The sequence below is a fragment of the Butyricimonas sp. RTP31003st1_G1_RTP31003_210430 genome (assembly GCF_040920905.1).
GTDB lineage: Bacteria > Bacteroidota > Bacteroidia > Bacteroidales > Marinifilaceae > Butyricimonas > Butyricimonas paravirosa.
This window is the reverse complement of sequence record NZ_JBCOSQ010000094.1, coordinates 1-15,276: the sequence shown is the minus strand read 5'-3', so window position 1 is coordinate 15,276 and position 15,276 is coordinate 1. Positions and strand designations below refer to the sequence as shown.

Sequence of the window (15,276 nt, the reverse complement as noted above, 5' to 3'; positions counted from 1 at the left end):
GTACTGGCTCGTGCCTTGTATCAGCCCCTTGCCCAAGTCGGAGGCGAGCTGCGCCCCGGCATTGGTGGAGATGTTGATGCTGCTTCCCAGCGAGCCGCCCATGTTGGCGGCGACCTCCCGGACGGCGTTCATCTCCATCGAGTTCGGGATGAAGATGCCGGGCTGTCCGTCCGTGTCATAGACCGCAAGCTCCACGGGGATAATCGTGCCGTCGTATTCCAGCGAGGTAATCTCGATGTCGAGCCGCTCACCCTGTATCTTGCCCGTGCCGACCACCACCGCACCCCGGGGTATTGTCCTGCCTGCCACCGCCATAGGCTCCAGCAGGCGCAGCCTTACCGTCTGCCCGTCCGTCACGCTCTGCGCCCCATGCACGCACGCCGGTATGGTGTTCCTGTCCAATACCTCCGCCGTGCCGACAGCCGTGTTGAAACCCCGGTTGCGTTCCTGCGATAAGGCGGCGACAAACTCCGCGTTACTCATAGGCTGTGAGAGTGAAGAAACTACTTGATGCTCCACCTGTCTGATAGGCATTGCCTTGTTCTTCTTCCCTTTCTGCACGGTAGTTGGCTCTGCCCTCTGTTCCGCCGATGGCTGTCCTCCGTTCTGACCGCCCATGTACTTTGCCGCCAGCTCGTAGGACTTCTCCATAAGAGCCACCTGCTCGTCCATAGAGGAAGCCTTGCCCCTCTCGCTTTCCAGTTCCGACTCCAGCGATGCGATGCGCTCCAACAATTCGTCCATCTCCGCATTGTCGTTTTTCGGCTGGTCGTAGAAGTTTCCGAGCGTGGCGTTCAGGTCACGGTAGGCGGCTGCGGAGGACTGGATGGTCTGCGGCGTGGCTGGCTTTGCCCTTTCTTCCTTGCCGCCCGGATTGGCGAGGTCGAAGTCCACTCCGTTCTCCGTTCCCGCTATCTCGCGGTCGAACATGTCGCCCAGCTGCCCGATGGCACGGTTGCGGCTCTCCTGACGCTCTTCCATCTCCCCATGCTCGTAGGCTTTCAGCTTGTCGCCGATAATCTGCCGGTTCGCCTTGTCAGCGTCGGGCATCTCGGTGTTGTATCCGTCCGTTCCCGGCGGTTGCTCCTTGCCGGAGGACGGGGCGAATATCAGCCACATCGCCCCGATGAACACCAACACCATAGCGGGCAGCACGATCATCTTCTGCCGTTTCAGCCGTTGCGCCTCTGTCAGCGGTTCGCGCTCCTTTTTCGGTTTCCCCGTTTCGGGAGCAGCTTTGTTCTCTTTCGTCGGTTCATTCTTTGTCTGTTCCATATAAATAAGGTGTTAAGTGATTGCCTGTTTCCGCCGGGGTCGGCAGTTCCACCCGTCCGGCGTGTCCCGTTTCCATATGTGAGCCGTCGTTCCTGCCGATGTCATAGACGGCTCTGCCGAAGGTGTAAAGGGCAAGCACCGCGAAGGCGGCGAACATCCCCAGCACGATGCGGCGGCGTGTTTCCGGCGGCAAGCCGTCCAGATACCCTTTGAGACTTGCCGCCAAGCGTTTCCGTTTGTCGTGGAGTTTCCAATACATGCCCCACATTGATTTTCTGATACTTTTCATGTCCTGTTACCGTTTGATAGTCTGTAAATCCTTGTTCTCAATGATGGTGAAACCCTCGATGGTAAAACCGTTCGGGTTGTCATCCGACCGCGATGCGTTCAGCAGGCGGCAGGTGGTCACGAGGCTGCGCTCGGTGACGTTGCTCTGCCGGATGATTTTCTGTGTGGCGTAGGTCACGGCACGGTAGGGATAGGCGTTGAAGTCGCACACCACGCTGTCCACCTTCAGCACTTGGTTGATGTTCCCGGCGATGATGCGGTTGTAGTACCCCTTCTCCGCGAAGTCCGAATAATAGTGGTACACGCTCTTGTCCGCCAGCAGCAAGGCACGTTTCACGTTGTGTTCAATCGCGCTTTTTTCAGGTGATAGCGTGAAGAACATCTCGTGGAAACGGCGCACATGTTCCCGTGCCTCCGCCGGGCGGTTCTGCGACAAATCCTGAGACAAGGCGAGCATCAGGCTCTTGCCGTTGTCCAGCACATAGATTTTCTCCCGTTGCTTCTCTGCGAAACGGTAGGAGTTCCACACGCTCCACACCGTCACCACGGCGCACAGCGAGAGGAAGACGATACCGAACAGGCGTATCTGCCTGAACGACGATTCGATGTTTCTAAGTGATTTGAATTCCATTTATATTTTCCAATTTATGATTGCACATTGATTATTTCAGCAATTTGCCGACACGTCCGACTGCGTTTCCTGCGGCTGCACCCGCCACGCTGCCCGCCATGCTTCCGGCTCGTCCCGCCATCTGGTTCACGTTGCGACCGTAACCGCCCATGCCTCCGGCTTGGATAATCCAGCCCGCAACGGTGGGAATGGTAAAGTAGCCGATGATGCCGATGCAGAGGAATACGATATACACCCCGTCGCTCGAATCCAGCGAGAAGTTCGGGTCTGCCTGCATCCGCTCGATGTCGTTTTGCAGCATCAGAACCTGTATCTTCGCCAGTATGGTGCTGAACATGTCCGATACCGGTAGCCACAGATAGACCTGTATATAGCGGCATATCCACTGCGTGAGCGTGTTTTGGAAACCGTCCCATACCGACAGGGCGAAGGCTATCGGACCGAGAATCGCCAGCACCACGAGAAAGAAGGTGCGGACGGTGTCTATCACGAGGGCGGCGGCTTGGAACAGCAGTTCGAGTATCTCGCGGAAGAAGTCGCGGATGCTCTTCTTCATGTTGTACATTCCCCGGTCGATATACATTCCCGCCATCGTCACCATGTCGGAGGGCGACCAGCCGAGTTCCTCCAGTTGCTTGTCAAATTCCTCGTTGGACACGAGGTAGGCGGTTTCGGGGTTGCGTACCATCGCCTCGTATTCCAGTTTGTCCTTCTGCTCCCGGTATCGGTTCATGTCCAGCGTTTCCGCCTCCAGCATCTTTGCCGTGCCCTGTACGACGGGTGAGAGGATGCTGTTTATCGTGCCCAGCACCACAGTCGGGAAGAACATGATGCACAGACCGATGGCAAAAGGACGGAGCATCGGGAATACGTCTATCGGTTCAGCTCTCGCCAGCGACTGCCATACCCGGTAGGCGACGTAGAACAGCGCACCCAGCCCGGCGATGCCTTTCGCCACACCAGCCATGTCCCCACACAGCGGCATCATCTGCTCATAAAGTGAACGTAAAATCTGATGAAGGTTGTCGAACTTCATAGGCTACCAGTATCTTTCGTTCATGTTCCCGTACAGCCCCATGATGCGGTCGAGGTCGTTCTTCTTTTTCGCACGCAGGTAACTCACGGAGATGTTCTTGTTCGTGTAGTAGCTCACGAGGTTGCGGTAACGCTTCATCTTCGAGTGGCAGCGTTCCACCACGTCCATGCGCTCCTTGTCGGTCATGGAGAGCGTGGTGATGTTCACCACGTTCCTGAGTTCCGTCAACACTTCGTTGCTTTCCTCCAGCAGTTTCGTGTAGCCGAAAGCGATTGCGGAAAGCTCTTCGGGTCTGAAATTCCCGTCACGGAGCATCCGTTGGAAACTGTTCACATAGATGTCTGTGATGTCGCCCACCATCAGGATGGTCTGCTGCACCTTGCGGGCGTCCTTGACCAGATTGTTCACCGATTTGAGGGCATCGTAATACTTCTTGCCCTGCTGATAGATTTTCACCGTCTCCTGAAAGTTGCTCACCATGTTCGTGGCGGTCTTGGAGGTATGGATGATGTTTTTGGAGGCATTGATGATGCCCTGCGCTAGATTGCCCGGATCGCTTACGACCCACTGTGCGCTTGCCCTGCCCGCGAAAAGCAGGCACAGGCAGATAATCATTGTTATTCTTGTTCTCATGTTACTTTGGATTTTAGTGGTTGTTATTCTTCGGTCGGATGTCCCGGCTGCGGCTTCACCCGCACATAGTCCCCGTTTGGCGAGAAAGTCAGCACATCCGTGGCCTCGTTGTAGGACACGTCGATGCGGAAGCCGGTGTTCATGAACAGGTTGCCGTTCTCCTCCTGCAAGAGATAGGTTTCCGGCTTGAGCTTGCGGCGCAGACCGCTACGACGGAACACCGTCACTTTGTAGGCTTCGCCCTCCTTGTAGATAAGCACGTCAGGTTTTCCCTCCACGCTCTCCCAGTTCCCGCACAGCATGTCGCGGCGGTTGTCGGCCACGTCGCAGGATTGCAGCATCATGACCGCCAATCCGATAAGGCACTTGCTGACTTGCAGCATTTTCACTTTTGGTAAATTCATACGCGTTTTTCTTTTTTGGTTGATACATTCTGTTTTTTAGTTATTCCTTGTTTCTCCGCCTTTCGGCAAGCTGCCGGATGGCGGCTTCGATGTCGTCGCCCAGCTTCTCCGCCAGACGGTAAACCTCCACTTTTTCCGTTTCCTCGGTGGTGTACGCCAGATACTCTTCCGCGCTGACCTCCGTGGCATAGACCGCCGACTGCGTGCCGCCCAAGCCTATCCACACCTCCTTGTAGAGCCGTGAAGGGTTGTTCGCCATGTTGATGGAGAGTATCTGCGACTTCTCCTTTTCCGTCAGTCCGAGCAACGCCTGTATCTGGTCGAACTTGTTCATATATTTCCTTTGGTCAAGCAGGATTTTACAATCCGAGTTGTTGATAATGCTCTCTTTGACCACCGGAGAACTGATAATGTCGTCCACCTCCTGCGTCACCACGATTGCCTCGCCGTAATATTTTCTGACCGTCTTATACATATAGCGCAGATATTCAGCCATGTTCGCCGATGAGAGGGCCTTCCAAGCCTCTTCCACGATAAGCTGTTTCCGCACGCCTTTCAGCCGCCGCATCTTGTTGATGAAGGCTTCCATGATGATGATGGTCACGACGGGGAACAGTTCGCGGTTTTCTTTAATCGAATCTATCTCGAAGACGATGAACCGCTTGCCGAGCAGGTCGATGTTCTCCGTGGAGTTGAGCAGGAAATCGTAACGCCCGCCCCGGTAATACTGCCGCATGGTGGTGAGCATGTTGTCGATGTTGAAGTCGGACTTCTCCACCTTGATGTCACGCTGTGCCAGTTCCTTGCGGTAGTCGTCACGCATATACTCGTAGAAGGTGTTGAACGACGGCACGATGCTACGGTCGGATTGGATGCGCTCAATATAGGCACTCACGGCACTGCCCAGCTCGCCGCTCTCCGTCTTTGTCACCTTGTCGTCCTCCGACTTCCAGAGCGTCAGCAACAGGGTCTTGATGCTGTCCTTCTTCTCCACGTCGAAGATGTAATCGTCGGTGTAGAACGGGTTGAAGCTGATGGGCTTATCTTCCGTGTAGGTGAAATACACACCGTCCGCTCCGCCTGTCTTGCGTCGGATCATGCCGCACAAGCCCTGATAGGAGTTTCCCGTGTCCACCAATACCACATGTGCGCCTTGCTCATAATATTGGCGCACGAGGTGGTTCATGAAGAAAGACTTGCCGCTGCCCGAAGGACCCAGCACGAACTTGTTGCGGTTGGTCGTGATACCTCGCTTCATGGGCAGGTCGGAGATGTCAAGGTGCAGCGGTTTTCCCGTGAGCCTGTCCACCATCTTGATGCCGAAGGGCGAGAGCGAGCTGCGGTAGTTGGTTTCCTCTGTGAACAGGCACACCGCCTGTTCGATGAAGGTGTGGAAACTCTCTTCCGCCGGGAAGTCCGCCGCATTGCCGGGTATCGCCGCCCAGTAGAGTGTCGGGCAGTCGATGGTGTTGTGGCGCGGCACGCATTCCATGCTTGCCAACTGGCTGCCCACGTCGTTCTTGATATGCTTCAGTTCCTCCGCATCGTCGCTCCACGCCATGACGTTGAAGTGTGCCCGTACCGAGGTCAGTCCGTAGGAATGGGCTTCGTTCAGGTATTGGTCTATCCACTCGCGGTTGATGCTGTTGCTCCTTGAATAGCGAGATAGCGACTGCATGTTACGGGCGGACTTCTCGAACTTCTGCAAGGTTTCCTCACTGTTGTCTATCAGCACATACTGGTTGTAGATATGGTTGCAGGAGAGCAGAAGCCCCACCGGGGAGGCGAATGACAGTCGGCAGTCACTCCGGTCGGTGGAGAGCTTCTCGTAACGGGTGTCGGTAGCCACCTTGCCCGGCAGGTCTTCCGCGTCGGAGAGGGTGTGCAGACACAGGCGGTTGTCGCCGATGCGCATCTCCCTTGCCGAAAGCTCGATGTCCTGCAAGGTGGTGTCACCTTCCGGCATGAGCGAGAAGTAGCGTTCAATAAGTCCCGTCTTTCCCTCAGTACCCACAATCTCATCGGTGGAGAGGCGGCGCAGCCTGACAAGCCCGCTGTCGTTCATGATGCGCTCGAACTGTTCGCAGGCTTCCAAGAACTTGGTCGTGGTTTCCCTGTCCAGCTCCTTCGGGATGATATGTCCCCGGCACAGCGTGCTGAAATTGCTCTGCATCCGGTTACGCTCCTTTGTTGTCTTGGTCAGGTAGAGGTAGCAGGTGTGTTTCAGGTACGGACGCTCGTTGAAGTGACGCTCGAAAGAGCGGCTTAAAAAGCTCATGTCGTCCTTCTGAAGCTCCGGTTTGTAGCGTTCCTTGATGAACCAGTCCTGTTTGTGGACGACGGAGTAGTCCGGCAGCACCTTGATAGCCTTGCACCAGCAACTGTGTATCGCCTCGTACTCCGCACCCGTCACGGTGTAAAGTTCCGGTAGTTCCACCTCGAAAGCCACCGTGATGTCGGCGTCCTTTGAGATGATGCAGCCATGCTCCACCGCTAAAAGTGGGAACCTGTTTTCCAGTGTTGTCATTTTCGATGTATTCCTCATTGTCTTTCTTCCTTTCGTTGTCGTTTGAACAGACGGGTTATCCGCCGCCGGTTGATAAGGTATCGGGGATGGCTCCGTGCCGCTCCTAATTTCATCAGCCCGTGTTCACCGTACCGGGCGTTCAGCGCGAAGGTCTGCCATACAAGGAGGGAGGACGATGCCGCGCCGAAGCCGATACATATCCACTGGTCGATACCGACCATGTAGAGGATGACGAACAGGACGAAGAGAGCCAGCAGACCTCCGCAGAAGATGAAGAGGTACTGTGCCTTCAAGCCCTTGAACTCTACCGGACGGCCGATACCCTTGTTGATTGGGTATTCAGCCATACATTATTTATTAAAGGAAGAATGAGCGCAGGATGGTGGCGGCAACAATCAGGAAGATGCACGCGCCGAACCACGAGGCGGCTGTCTTGCTGGTGTCGGGGTCGCCCGATGAAAACTTGCCGTACACTTTTACGCCCCCGATAAGCCCGACGACTGCACCGATGGCGTATATCAGTTTAGTTCCGGGGTCGAAATAAGAACTCACCATAGAGGTGGCTTCGTTGATGCCCGCGATGCCGTTTCCCTGCGCGAAAGCGGAGGCGGTTGCGGCGATGACAAGTGCCGCGGAGAGGATTGCTTTTCTGTTTTTCAAGATGTTCTTGTTCATAAACTGTTCTTGTTTTTTGCCGTCAAAAGGGTGGATGGTCCTTTGTCGGGCGGTTGATACTTTGTTTCTTTACTTTGGTTTTAGTGGATGCCCGTTTGTTTCCACGGACGTGGGCGTGTCCGTTGCGGATGGGGATGCGCCTTGCGTTTCCTCGCCGCGTGGGTTGATGTCATTCTTTCATGTTCATTTCTTTTATTGTTGTCATACATAGTTGCGAATGTCGAACTCCTCGATGTTGTCCGGCACGACGAACTCCTTTTCAGATTTCTTCAGCCGAATCTCGATAAGCCCCTTGATGCGGATGCCTATCTCCGAAGAGCCTTCCATCATTTTCTCGTACAACTCCGTGCCCTCCATGTCGGTGAACACCTTAGCCGCCTTTTCACGTTCCGCCTGTGTCGCGTCCGGGTTTTTGGCGGTCTTGCAGGCGTCGTCAATCTCGTCAAAGCTGCTGCCCGAAGCCCGTGGCGTGTCCGAGGCGTCCTCTTCCGGTTCGTCGTCCCCGTATCCCAGTTCCTCCGGCGGTATGCTCGTGAAGGTCTCATCGAGTTTTTCCTCCGGGACTTGTGCCGGGCGGGATGCGTTTCCCGTTTTTCCGTCGTCAAAAGTAGCCTCTTCCTCCGACAGCTCAATGCCTTTTTCAATAGTGGCGGCTTCTTGCGTCGGTATGGCAGCGGTTGTCCGGGTGGATGCCATCCTGAAACGGCTCTTGCCGATGATGTCCGCCTTTTCCGCAGGGACTTCCTCGTGTGCCGCTATGCGTTTAGCCTCATTCCCGTCCAGTGACCGCCATAATCCGACAATGCCCTTGAAGAAGCGGACAATCCGCGTGTCCATGATGCGCTCGTAAAGGAGCAGGAACAGGAACCAGAGGTTGCAGCCGACCGATACCGCCAGCAGAATGTCTGTCATGCTGATTGTGTAATTCATATCCTTCCGTTTTTGGTTAGAATACTGAATTGTAATTTCGGGCATAAAGGCTCTTTATCGCATCTTCGCACTGGTTGAAGTGGTGCGTCAGCACATGGTCGATGTAAGCGGACAGCGTAAGCCGGTCATGCCCGATTACACGGGTGATACGCATGATACGCTCGTGGTACTCCGGGCGCACATACGCCATCTTCCCCTCACGTGCCTTTACTTCCGGGTCGCGGATGAACAGGCGTTCATAGTCCTTCTCACTGCATTTGCCGCTTACCGGGACAGGCGACAGTATTTCCACACTCGCCTGCACTTGGGTAAACATACCTCCGCAGTCTTGCTGTGGTCTTTTTTCATTCGGTGTCATTTCTTTTTCCATTTTCAAATCAGATCTTCACGTTGTTTCTTGTACAGTTCGTTGATTCTCTCCTTGTGCTGTTCCAGATGCTGGCGCAGCACGGTATCCACATATCCGCCTACTGAGATTTCCCCTCCGGCGATGTCGTTCACGATTCTGAGGATCTTGCCGTGGACGTCACGGCTGATATAGACACATTGGCGGGTCTTTATCTCGTTGCGGCGCAGGAATAGCTCGTTGTAGTCCTCGTCCTGCCTTTTCCGGCGTCCACTTTCCCTCTGCGCTTTTTCCCGTGTTACGGGTTGCACAGGAGATGGTTCCGGTGCGGCGGTGTCCTCTTCGGTCGGTGCAGCTGCGGGTACTTCCTGTGCGGGGCGCAGTGTCCCGTCCTGTGTGCGCCGCCCGATGGAGGCTAACAGCAGTTCCTCGTCGATGCCTTCCGTGTTCACTTTCCTGCTGCCCATGCTCACTGCGGTCTGATGATGTCGCTTATCTCTTCGGAAAACTCCCGGATGCCACTCCCTTTCAGCAGTGCCGTGTCCATCGGGAAGATGGTGGAGCGGAAAACGCTCTTGCGCTCTTCCGAAAGGTCACGGCGGAACTTCTTGCTGTCGGGCAAGCGGGTGGAAAGTACCGGAAAGCCCATTTCGGCTATCACTTCCTCGTAGATGCCGTACAAGTCGTTCCTCTCCCTGCCGTCCACCATCGTCCAGAACAGATGCAGCCCCTTTGTTTTCGCCTGTCCGGTAGTCATCAGCCTGTCGCGGAACATCGTGACGAATTTCAGGGTACTCTCCACGACAAAGCGGTCGGCACTCAGCGGAGTGAAAATGTAGTCCATCTGCGAGAGCGTCTTTATCACGCCGTTGCTTCGGAGTGTGCCGGGCATGTCGAAGAACACCACGTCGGGTTTCACGTCCTCAGTGGCAATCATCCTCTCGGCATCGTCGAGGGCGTTCACCGCATTGCTTTTGACGATGGTGTAGGCGTTCTTTTTGATCCGGCGGAAATGGTCGCAAGCGAGAGCCTTGAAGTAGGTGCTGCTGTCGATAAGCCCCATTTCGTGTTCGCGCAGCCCGTGGATGCTGTGCTGCGGGTCGTCGCAGTCCACGACGGCGACATTGTAGCCTTTCACGTTGTGCAGGTAGCTGGCGGCAAGTGCCGTGACAGTGGATTTGCCGATGCCACCTTTCTGTGTTGCGAATGCAACGAAGATTTCCTTACTCATAGTTCCATTTATTTTAATTGTTGATGATTTGTTTTTCTGTTTCCATACGGATTTGGCTGTCGCACCATCCGCTTCCGTGACTACACACGCAGGCGGGTCGTCGCGTATCCGGTTCTGTGGTGAAGCGGTGCGTCGGACAAATGGTGATTGACGACATTGCGTCATGAAGTCATTGAATCCATACGTCACCGAATTGTCGGAGAACCGGGTTTCCGACGGTTCGGGTATCCGTTTCGGCAAGTATCCGAAGAAGCGGATTTCCGGGTATTTGAATGTTCCGTTTATCATATCTTCAAATCGTTCGTTTCTTGAATCATGCTGCAAATAAACAAGTATATTTTGGAACCTGTATCACTTCTCCGGCAAGTGGCGGCACGTTGCGCCGGTTGGCAGTCATTGACCGGGTCAAGCATCTGTCCGATACCGCTTTAAGGGCGTAACTTTGCACCCGGACAGCAGGGTTCGCCGATGACGCGCGGCCCGGAGTCCTGAAAGGTATTTTCCCAATCCGTCCCCTGACGGATTTTTATGTTCACCTGAACATAGCAAGATGTCTTTTCAGCCGCTCAAAATATTTTGAGCAGCCACGAAAAGCACTTGCCCTTGCAGGGGGCGGGCTTTCCCTCCGAAGTCGGGAAGCCTTTCAGAACTGCGGTGCTGTAATCCGAAGCGGCGGCTTATGCCGTCAATCCGCTAAATCCAAAGTAATATGAAAGAGAAAAGGAAAAGCAAATCAGGGAGAAATCCCAAACTTGATCCGGCGGTGTACCGGTACACCGTCCGTTTCAACGAGGAGGAACACAACCGTTTCCTCGCCATGTTCGGAAAATCGGGTGTCTATGCACGGTCTGTTTTCCTCAAAGCGCACTTCTTCGGGCAACCGTTCAAGGTGCTGAAGGTGGACAAGACGTTGGTGGACTATTACACCAAACTGTCGGATTTTCATGCACAATTCCGTGCCGTGGGTACGAATTACAACCAAGTCGTGAAGGAACTGAGGCTGCATTTTTCAGAGAAAAAGGCGATGGCGTTGCTCTACAAATTAGAGCAACACACCGTCGAACTCGTGAAACTGAGCCGCCGGATTGTGGAACTTTCAAGGGAAATGGAGGCAAAATGGTCGCAAAAATCAGTGTAGGAAGTTCGTTGTACGGCGCGATTGCCTACAACGGGGAGAAGATTAACGAGGCGCAGGGGCGGCTTCTCACCACCAACCGCATCTACAATGACGGTTCGGGAACGGTGGACATAGGCAAGGCGATGGAGGGTTTTCTCACCTTCCTGCCACCGCAGATGAAGATCGAGAAGCCGGTGGTGCATATCTCTCTCAACCCGCACCCGGAGGATGTGCTGACCGATATTGAGTTGCAGAATATCGCCCGCGAGTATCTGGAAAAACTCGGTTTCGGAAACCAGCCTTATCTTGTATTCAAGCACGAGGACATCGACCGCCACCACCTGCACATCGTGACGGTCAACGTGGACGAGAACGGGAAAAGGCTCAACCGGGATTTTCTCTACCGCCGCAGCGACCGTATCCGCAGGGAACTGGAACAGAAGTACGGATTGCATCCGGCAGAACGTAAAAATCAGAGATTGGATAATCCGTTGCGCAAGGTGGCCGCATCGGCAGGTGATGTGAAGAAGCAGGTAGGCAACACCGTGAAGGCTCTGAATGGGCAGTACCGTTTCCAGACGATGGGCGAATACCGTGCGCTCCTTTCCTTATATAATATGACGGTGGAGGAAGCGAGGGGCAACGTGCGCGGACGGGAGTATCACGGGCTGGTCTATTCCGTCACGGACGACAAGGGTAACAAGGTGGGCAACCCGTTCAAATCCTCGCTTTTCGGGAAGTCCGCAGGCTATGAAGCCGTACAGAAGAAGTTTGTCCGTTCCAAATCGGAAATCAAGGATAGGAAACTGGCAGACATGACGAAACGCACCGTCCTTTCCGTGCTGCAAGGCACTTATGACAAGGACAAATTTGTATCCCAACTCAAAGAGAAGGGCATCGACACCGTACTGCGCTACACAGAGGAAGGGCGCATCTATGGGGCTACCTTCATCGACCACCGCACGGGATGCGTGCTGAACGGTTCGCGCATGGGTAAGGAGCTTTCGGCGAATGCCTTGCAGGAACACTTCACCCTGCCATACGCCGGACAACCGCCGATACCGCTATCCATCCCTGTGGATGCTGCGGACAAGGCACACGGGCAGACCGCCTACGACAGTGAAGATATATCGGGCGGTATGGGCTTGCTCACTCCCGAAGGTCCGGCGGTAGATGCCGAGGAAGAGGCTTTCATCCGGGCGATGAAGCGCAAAAAGAAGAAAAAACGCAAGGGCTTGGGTATGTAATCAGAGTATCAACAATTAAAAAATCAATGTATGTCACAACAAGAAGACGATTTGAGGGCATTGGCGAAAATCATGGATTTTCTGCGTGCCGTGAGTATCATTTTAGTGGTCATGAACGTGTACTGGTTCTGCTACGAAGCCATCCGGCTGTGGGGCGTGAACATCGGCGTGGTGGACAAAATCCTTCTGAACTTCGACCGCACGGCGGGGCTGTTCCATTCCATTCTCTACACGAAGCTGTTTTCCGTCCTTTTGCTTGCCTTGTCCTGTCTGGGTACGAAGGGTGTCAAGGGTGAGAAAATCACTTGGGGGAGAATCTGGACAGCATTTGCCGTCGGGTTCGTGCTGTTTTTCCTGAACTGGTGGTTGCTGCCCCTGCCGCTGCCGCTTGAAGCGGTGACGGGACTGTATGTCCTTACCATTGGAACGGGCTATGTCTGCCTGTTGATGGGTGGTCTGTGGATGAGCCGCCTGTTGAAACACAATTTGATGGAGGATGTTTTCAACAACGAGAACGAGAGTTTCATGCAGGAAACGAGGCTTATCGAAAGCGAGTATTCGGTCAATCTGCCGACACGTTTCTATTACAGGAAACGCTGGAACAACGGTTGGATCAATGTAGTTAATCCCTTCCGTGCGTCCATCGTGTTGGGTACGCCGGGCAGCGGCAAGTCCTATGCCGTGGTAAACAATTTTATCAAGCAACAGATTGAAAAGGGCTTTAGTCAATACATCTACGATTTCAAGTATCCCGACCTATCTACTATTGCCTACAACCATTTGCTGAACCACCCGGACGGCTACAAGGTAAAGCCGAAGTTCTATGTGATCAACTTCGACGACCCGCGACGCTCTCATCGGTGCAATCCCATTCACCCGGATTTTATGGAAGATATTACGGATGCCTATGAGAGTGCCTACACAATAATGCTCAACCTCAATAAAACGTGGGTGCAAAAGCAGGGCGACTTCTTCGTGGAGTCACCTATCATTCTGTTTGCCAGTATTATCTGGTATCTCAAAATCTATCAGAACGGGAAGTTTTGCACGTTTCCCCATGCTATCGAGTTTCTGAACCGCCGTTACGAGGATATATTTCCGATACTGACCTCTTATCCGGAGCTGGAGAACTACCTTTCGCCGTTCATGGATGCGTGGCTTGGAGGGGCTGCGGAGCAGCTCATGGGTCAGATAGCGTCGGCAAAAATCCCGCTTTCGAGGATGATTTCACCGCAGCTCTACTGGGTGATGTCAGACAGCGAGTTTACGCTGGACATCAACAATCCCGAAGAGCCGAAAATCCTCTGCGTGGGTAACAATCCCGACCGTCAGAATATCTACGGTGCGGCACTCGGTCTGTATAATTCCCGTATCGTGAAGCTCATCAACAAGAAGGGGATGCTGAAGTCATCGGTCATCATCGACGAGTTGCCCACAATATACTTCAAAGGGTTGGACAATCTTATAGCTACCGCCCGAAGCAACAAGGTTGCCGTGTGTCTGGGCTTTCAGGATTTCAGCCAGTTAGTGCGTGACTACGGGGACAAAGAGGCGAAAGTGGTGATGAACACTGTCGGCAATATTTTCTCCGGTCAGGTGGTGGGGGAAACAGCCAAGACGCTCTCCGAGCGGTTCGGTAAGGTGTTGCAGAAACGGCAGTCCATCTCCATCAACCGGCAGGATGTTTCCACCTCCATCAACACGCAGATGGACGCGCTCATTCCACCGAGTAAGATTTCCGGGCTTACGCAGGGAATGTTTGTCGGTTCTGTATCCGACAACTTCAACGAGCGTATCGAGCAGAAGATTTTTCATTGCGAGATTGTGGTGGATGCCGAAAAGGTGAAACGGGAAGAAAGTGCCTACAAGAAAATTCCCGTCATTACAAACTTCACGGACGAGGACGGCAACGACCGCATGAAGGAAACGGTGCAGGCGAACTACCGGCGCATCAAGGAAGAGGTGAAGCAGATTGTGCAGGAGGAACTGGAGCGTATCAAAAACGATCCGGTGCTGTGTAAACTGCTACCAGATAATGAGACTGTCTAACAAGTCCCCAAAATTGAAAATTATCCCTATCGAAGTTTGAAGTGACCCCCAAAAGTTGGATACAATTTTTTTGGGGGGCACTTCAGTTCTGACGGGTAAAATCGTAAAATTCGGACTTGTTAGACAAATACTTACGCGGTTTCAACCTCAGGTACTGAATCTATCGAATTGACAAATTTAACCAATTGCGGATCTGAATCTTTTTGTATGAGGTTTCGGAGACTCTTTTTCAATTCATAAGCATCATCCCCTGCTGTATTTATTAAATCCATATAAAAATCTTTGTTTTGCAGAATCAATGAACGGCATGCCCCATCGGAAATTACAGGTTTCACTATTTTATCAATAACGTCTCCAGCTTGACTTTTCAAATTACCATGCGATCTAAGCCATGTTTCGAAAAATTGAAACTTTATTGCATTGATAGTCTTTTTACCGATGCAGAAATCATTTCTTATATCGGTAACTGTCGATTTAATTTTTCGTTTATCCAATCTTTCAACTATATTCTTGAAACAATTAGGGAAAGGATTCAAACTTTGAGTTCCAGAAGCAATATCCATCAGAATCTTTTTGCCAAATTCAGTCAAGTTATCTGGCAAGGATTTGATTTTAGCCAGTAAATGTTTTATTGCGACAAACCAATAATATGATGTATGTGCTGTTCTTTGGGCGTATAATGTATCAACACTTATTTCAGACAACGCTTCGAACGCTATTTTATTGATATGATCGGTCAGGACATTGCTTATTTTAGTGGTCAAATCGTAAAAAGATGCGTCAGGAATTACATCTTTAATATTGTTCTTAGTGATATACTTATCCAAATCGGTATTCCACTCTGCTAAATGCTCGATAAATACCTCATCCGTTACACCTATTCTGTT

17 protein-coding genes and 1 pseudogene are annotated in these 15,276 nt (G+C 52.9%); 4 read left to right on the top strand and 14 right to left on the bottom strand.

What is annotated here, in order from left to right:
- The 13 genes from traM to AB5542_RS19615 all read right to left on the bottom strand — a co-directional run.
- Positions 1 to 1,275: conjugative transposon protein TraM (traM, locus tag AB5542_RS19675; RefSeq protein ID WP_368243367.1), on the bottom strand; the 1,275-nt coding region annotated here is incomplete at its 3' end.
- On the bottom strand, positions 1,256 to 1,564 hold the full coding sequence (locus AB5542_RS19670) for a TraL conjugative transposon family protein (RefSeq protein ID WP_004291520.1): 309 nt from the start codon (positions 1,562 to 1,564) through the stop codon (positions 1,256 to 1,258). The genes AB5542_RS19670 and traM, both read right to left, overlap by 20 nt.
- Before the next feature lie 6 nt (positions 1,565 to 1,570).
- Positions 1,571 to 2,194: a conjugative transposon protein TraK gene (gene traK, locus AB5542_RS19665; protein ID WP_004291519.1), complete on the bottom strand. Its 624-nt coding sequence runs from the start codon at positions 2,192 to 2,194 to the stop codon at positions 1,571 to 1,573.
- 31 nt (positions 2,195 to 2,225) lie between these two features.
- Entirely contained in the window at positions 2,226 to 3,230 is a 1,005-nt protein-coding gene (gene traJ, locus AB5542_RS19660) for a conjugative transposon protein TraJ (RefSeq protein WP_004291518.1), read from the bottom strand.
- A gap of 3 nt (positions 3,231 to 3,233) precedes the next feature.
- Positions 3,234 to 3,863, bottom strand: a complete 630-nt coding sequence (locus AB5542_RS19655; protein WP_004304283.1) for a DUF4141 domain-containing protein — start codon at positions 3,861 to 3,863, stop codon at positions 3,234 to 3,236.
- 23 nt (positions 3,864 to 3,886) lie between these two features.
- Entirely contained in the window at positions 3,887 to 4,267 is a 381-nt protein-coding gene (locus AB5542_RS19650) for a DUF3876 domain-containing protein (protein ID WP_004291516.1), read from the bottom strand.
- 40 nt (positions 4,268 to 4,307) lie between these two features.
- Positions 4,308 to 6,812 (bottom strand): TraG family conjugative transposon ATPase, encoded by a 2,505-nt coding sequence (locus AB5542_RS19645; protein ID WP_004291515.1) that lies wholly within the window; start codon positions 6,810 to 6,812, stop codon positions 4,308 to 4,310.
- Entirely contained in the window at positions 6,809 to 7,141 is a 333-nt protein-coding gene (locus AB5542_RS19640) for a DUF4133 domain-containing protein (RefSeq protein ID WP_004291514.1), read from the bottom strand. The genes AB5542_RS19645 and AB5542_RS19640 overlap by 4 nt, the downstream gene beginning before the upstream one ends.
- A gap of 10 nt (positions 7,142 to 7,151) precedes the next feature.
- Positions 7,152 to 7,469 carry a DUF4134 domain-containing protein gene (locus tag AB5542_RS19635; protein ID WP_002560983.1) on the bottom strand — a complete coding sequence of 106 codons (318 nt, stop codon included), beginning with the start codon at positions 7,467 to 7,469 and terminating at the stop codon, positions 7,152 to 7,154.
- Positions 7,470 to 7,670: 201 nt separating this feature from the next.
- A complete protein-coding gene (locus tag AB5542_RS19630) occupies positions 7,671 to 8,399 on the bottom strand; it encodes a hypothetical protein (RefSeq protein WP_004304280.1) in 729 nt (242 codons plus the stop codon).
- Between the two features lie 16 nt (positions 8,400 to 8,415).
- Complete coding sequence (locus AB5542_RS19625; protein ID WP_004291505.1) at positions 8,416 to 8,769, bottom strand: DUF3408 domain-containing protein; 354 nt, start codon at positions 8,767 to 8,769, stop codon at positions 8,416 to 8,418.
- Between the two features lie 2 nt (positions 8,770 to 8,771).
- Positions 8,772 to 9,212, bottom strand: coding sequence for a DUF3408 domain-containing protein (locus tag AB5542_RS19620; protein ID WP_004291503.1), 441 nt, complete (start codon positions 9,210 to 9,212; stop codon positions 8,772 to 8,774).
- 2 nt (positions 9,213 to 9,214) lie between these two features.
- The gene (locus AB5542_RS19615; RefSeq protein WP_005783105.1) at positions 9,215 to 10,141 is read right to left on the bottom strand and encodes a ParA family protein; all 927 of its coding nucleotides are present in this window, start codon (positions 10,139 to 10,141) and stop codon (positions 9,215 to 9,217) included.
- Here AB5542_RS19615 and AB5542_RS19610 point away from each other — a divergent pair.
- The 4 genes from AB5542_RS19610 to mobC all read left to right on the top strand — a co-directional run bounded on the left by AB5542_RS19610 (position 10,140) and on the right by mobC (position 14,389).
- Positions 10,140 to 10,304 (top strand): hypothetical protein, encoded by a 165-nt coding sequence (locus tag AB5542_RS19610; RefSeq protein WP_196029218.1) that lies wholly within the window; start codon positions 10,140 to 10,142, stop codon positions 10,302 to 10,304. The two genes, AB5542_RS19615 and AB5542_RS19610, sit on opposite strands and share 2 nt — an antisense overlap.
- A gap of 381 nt (positions 10,305 to 10,685) precedes the next feature.
- Complete coding sequence (mobA, locus tag AB5542_RS19605) at positions 10,686 to 11,114, top strand: conjugal transfer protein MobA (protein ID WP_004291488.1); 429 nt, start codon at positions 10,686 to 10,688, stop codon at positions 11,112 to 11,114.
- Positions 11,093 to 12,340, top strand: coding sequence for a conjugal transfer protein MobB (mobB, locus tag AB5542_RS19600; protein ID WP_004291483.1), 1,248 nt, complete (start codon positions 11,093 to 11,095; stop codon positions 12,338 to 12,340). Before mobA ends, mobB begins: the two co-directional genes overlap by 22 nt.
- 30 nt (positions 12,341 to 12,370) lie before the next feature.
- Complete coding sequence (gene mobC, locus AB5542_RS19595; protein WP_004291482.1) at positions 12,371 to 14,389, top strand: conjugal transfer protein MobC; 2,019 nt, start codon at positions 12,371 to 12,373, stop codon at positions 14,387 to 14,389.
- 131 nt (positions 14,390 to 14,520) lie between these two features.
- Here mobC and AB5542_RS19590 read toward each other — a convergent pair.
- Positions 14,521 to 15,276 (bottom strand): annotated as a pseudogene (locus tag AB5542_RS19590) (NTPase); the annotation flags it as partial.

What these genes read in the sequence shown, in the direction of transcription:
- AB5542_RS19620 (WP_004291503.1), bottom strand. Translation starts at nt 9,212, where the DNA reads ATGGGCAGCAGGAAAGTGAACACGGAAGGCATCGACGAGGAACTGCTG.
- traK (WP_004291519.1), bottom strand. Translation starts at nt 2,194, where the DNA reads ATGGAATTCAAATCACTTAGAAACATCGAATCGTCGTTCAGGCAGATA.
- mobA (WP_004291488.1), top strand. Translation starts at nt 10,686, where the DNA reads ATGAAAGAGAAAAGGAAAAGCAAATCAGGGAGAAATCCCAAACTTGAT.
- traJ (WP_004291518.1), bottom strand. Translation starts at nt 3,230, where the DNA reads ATGAAGTTCGACAACCTTCATCAGATTTTACGTTCACTTTATGAGCAG.
- AB5542_RS19610 (WP_196029218.1), top strand. Translation starts at nt 10,140, where the DNA reads ATGAAGTCATTGAATCCATACGTCACCGAATTGTCGGAGAACCGGGTT.
- AB5542_RS19670 (WP_004291520.1), bottom strand. Translation starts at nt 1,564, where the DNA reads ATGAAAAGTATCAGAAAATCAATGTGGGGCATGTATTGGAAACTCCAC.
- AB5542_RS19635 (WP_002560983.1), bottom strand. Translation starts at nt 7,469, where the DNA reads ATGAACAAGAACATCTTGAAAAACAGAAAAGCAATCCTCTCCGCGGCA.
- AB5542_RS19650 (WP_004291516.1), bottom strand. Translation starts at nt 4,267, where the DNA reads ATGAATTTACCAAAAGTGAAAATGCTGCAAGTCAGCAAGTGCCTTATC.
- AB5542_RS19625 (WP_004291505.1), bottom strand. Translation starts at nt 8,769, where the DNA reads ATGGAAAAAGAAATGACACCGAATGAAAAAAGACCACAGCAAGACTGC.
- AB5542_RS19630 (WP_004304280.1), bottom strand. Translation starts at nt 8,399, where the DNA reads ATGAATTACACAATCAGCATGACAGACATTCTGCTGGCGGTATCGGTC.
- AB5542_RS19645 (WP_004291515.1), bottom strand. Translation starts at nt 6,812, where the DNA reads ATGAGGAATACATCGAAAATGACAACACTGGAAAACAGGTTCCCACTT.
- AB5542_RS19615 (WP_005783105.1), bottom strand. Translation starts at nt 10,141, where the DNA reads ATGACGCAATGTCGTCAATCACCATTTGTCCGACGCACCGCTTCACCA.
- mobC (WP_004291482.1), top strand. Translation starts at nt 12,371, where the DNA reads ATGTCACAACAAGAAGACGATTTGAGGGCATTGGCGAAAATCATGGAT.
- AB5542_RS19655 (WP_004304283.1), bottom strand. Translation starts at nt 3,863, where the DNA reads ATGAGAACAAGAATAACAATGATTATCTGCCTGTGCCTGCTTTTCGCG.
- mobB (WP_004291483.1), top strand. Translation starts at nt 11,093, where the DNA reads ATGGTCGCAAAAATCAGTGTAGGAAGTTCGTTGTACGGCGCGATTGCC.
- AB5542_RS19640 (WP_004291514.1), bottom strand. Translation starts at nt 7,141, where the DNA reads ATGGCTGAATACCCAATCAACAAGGGTATCGGCCGTCCGGTAGAGTTC.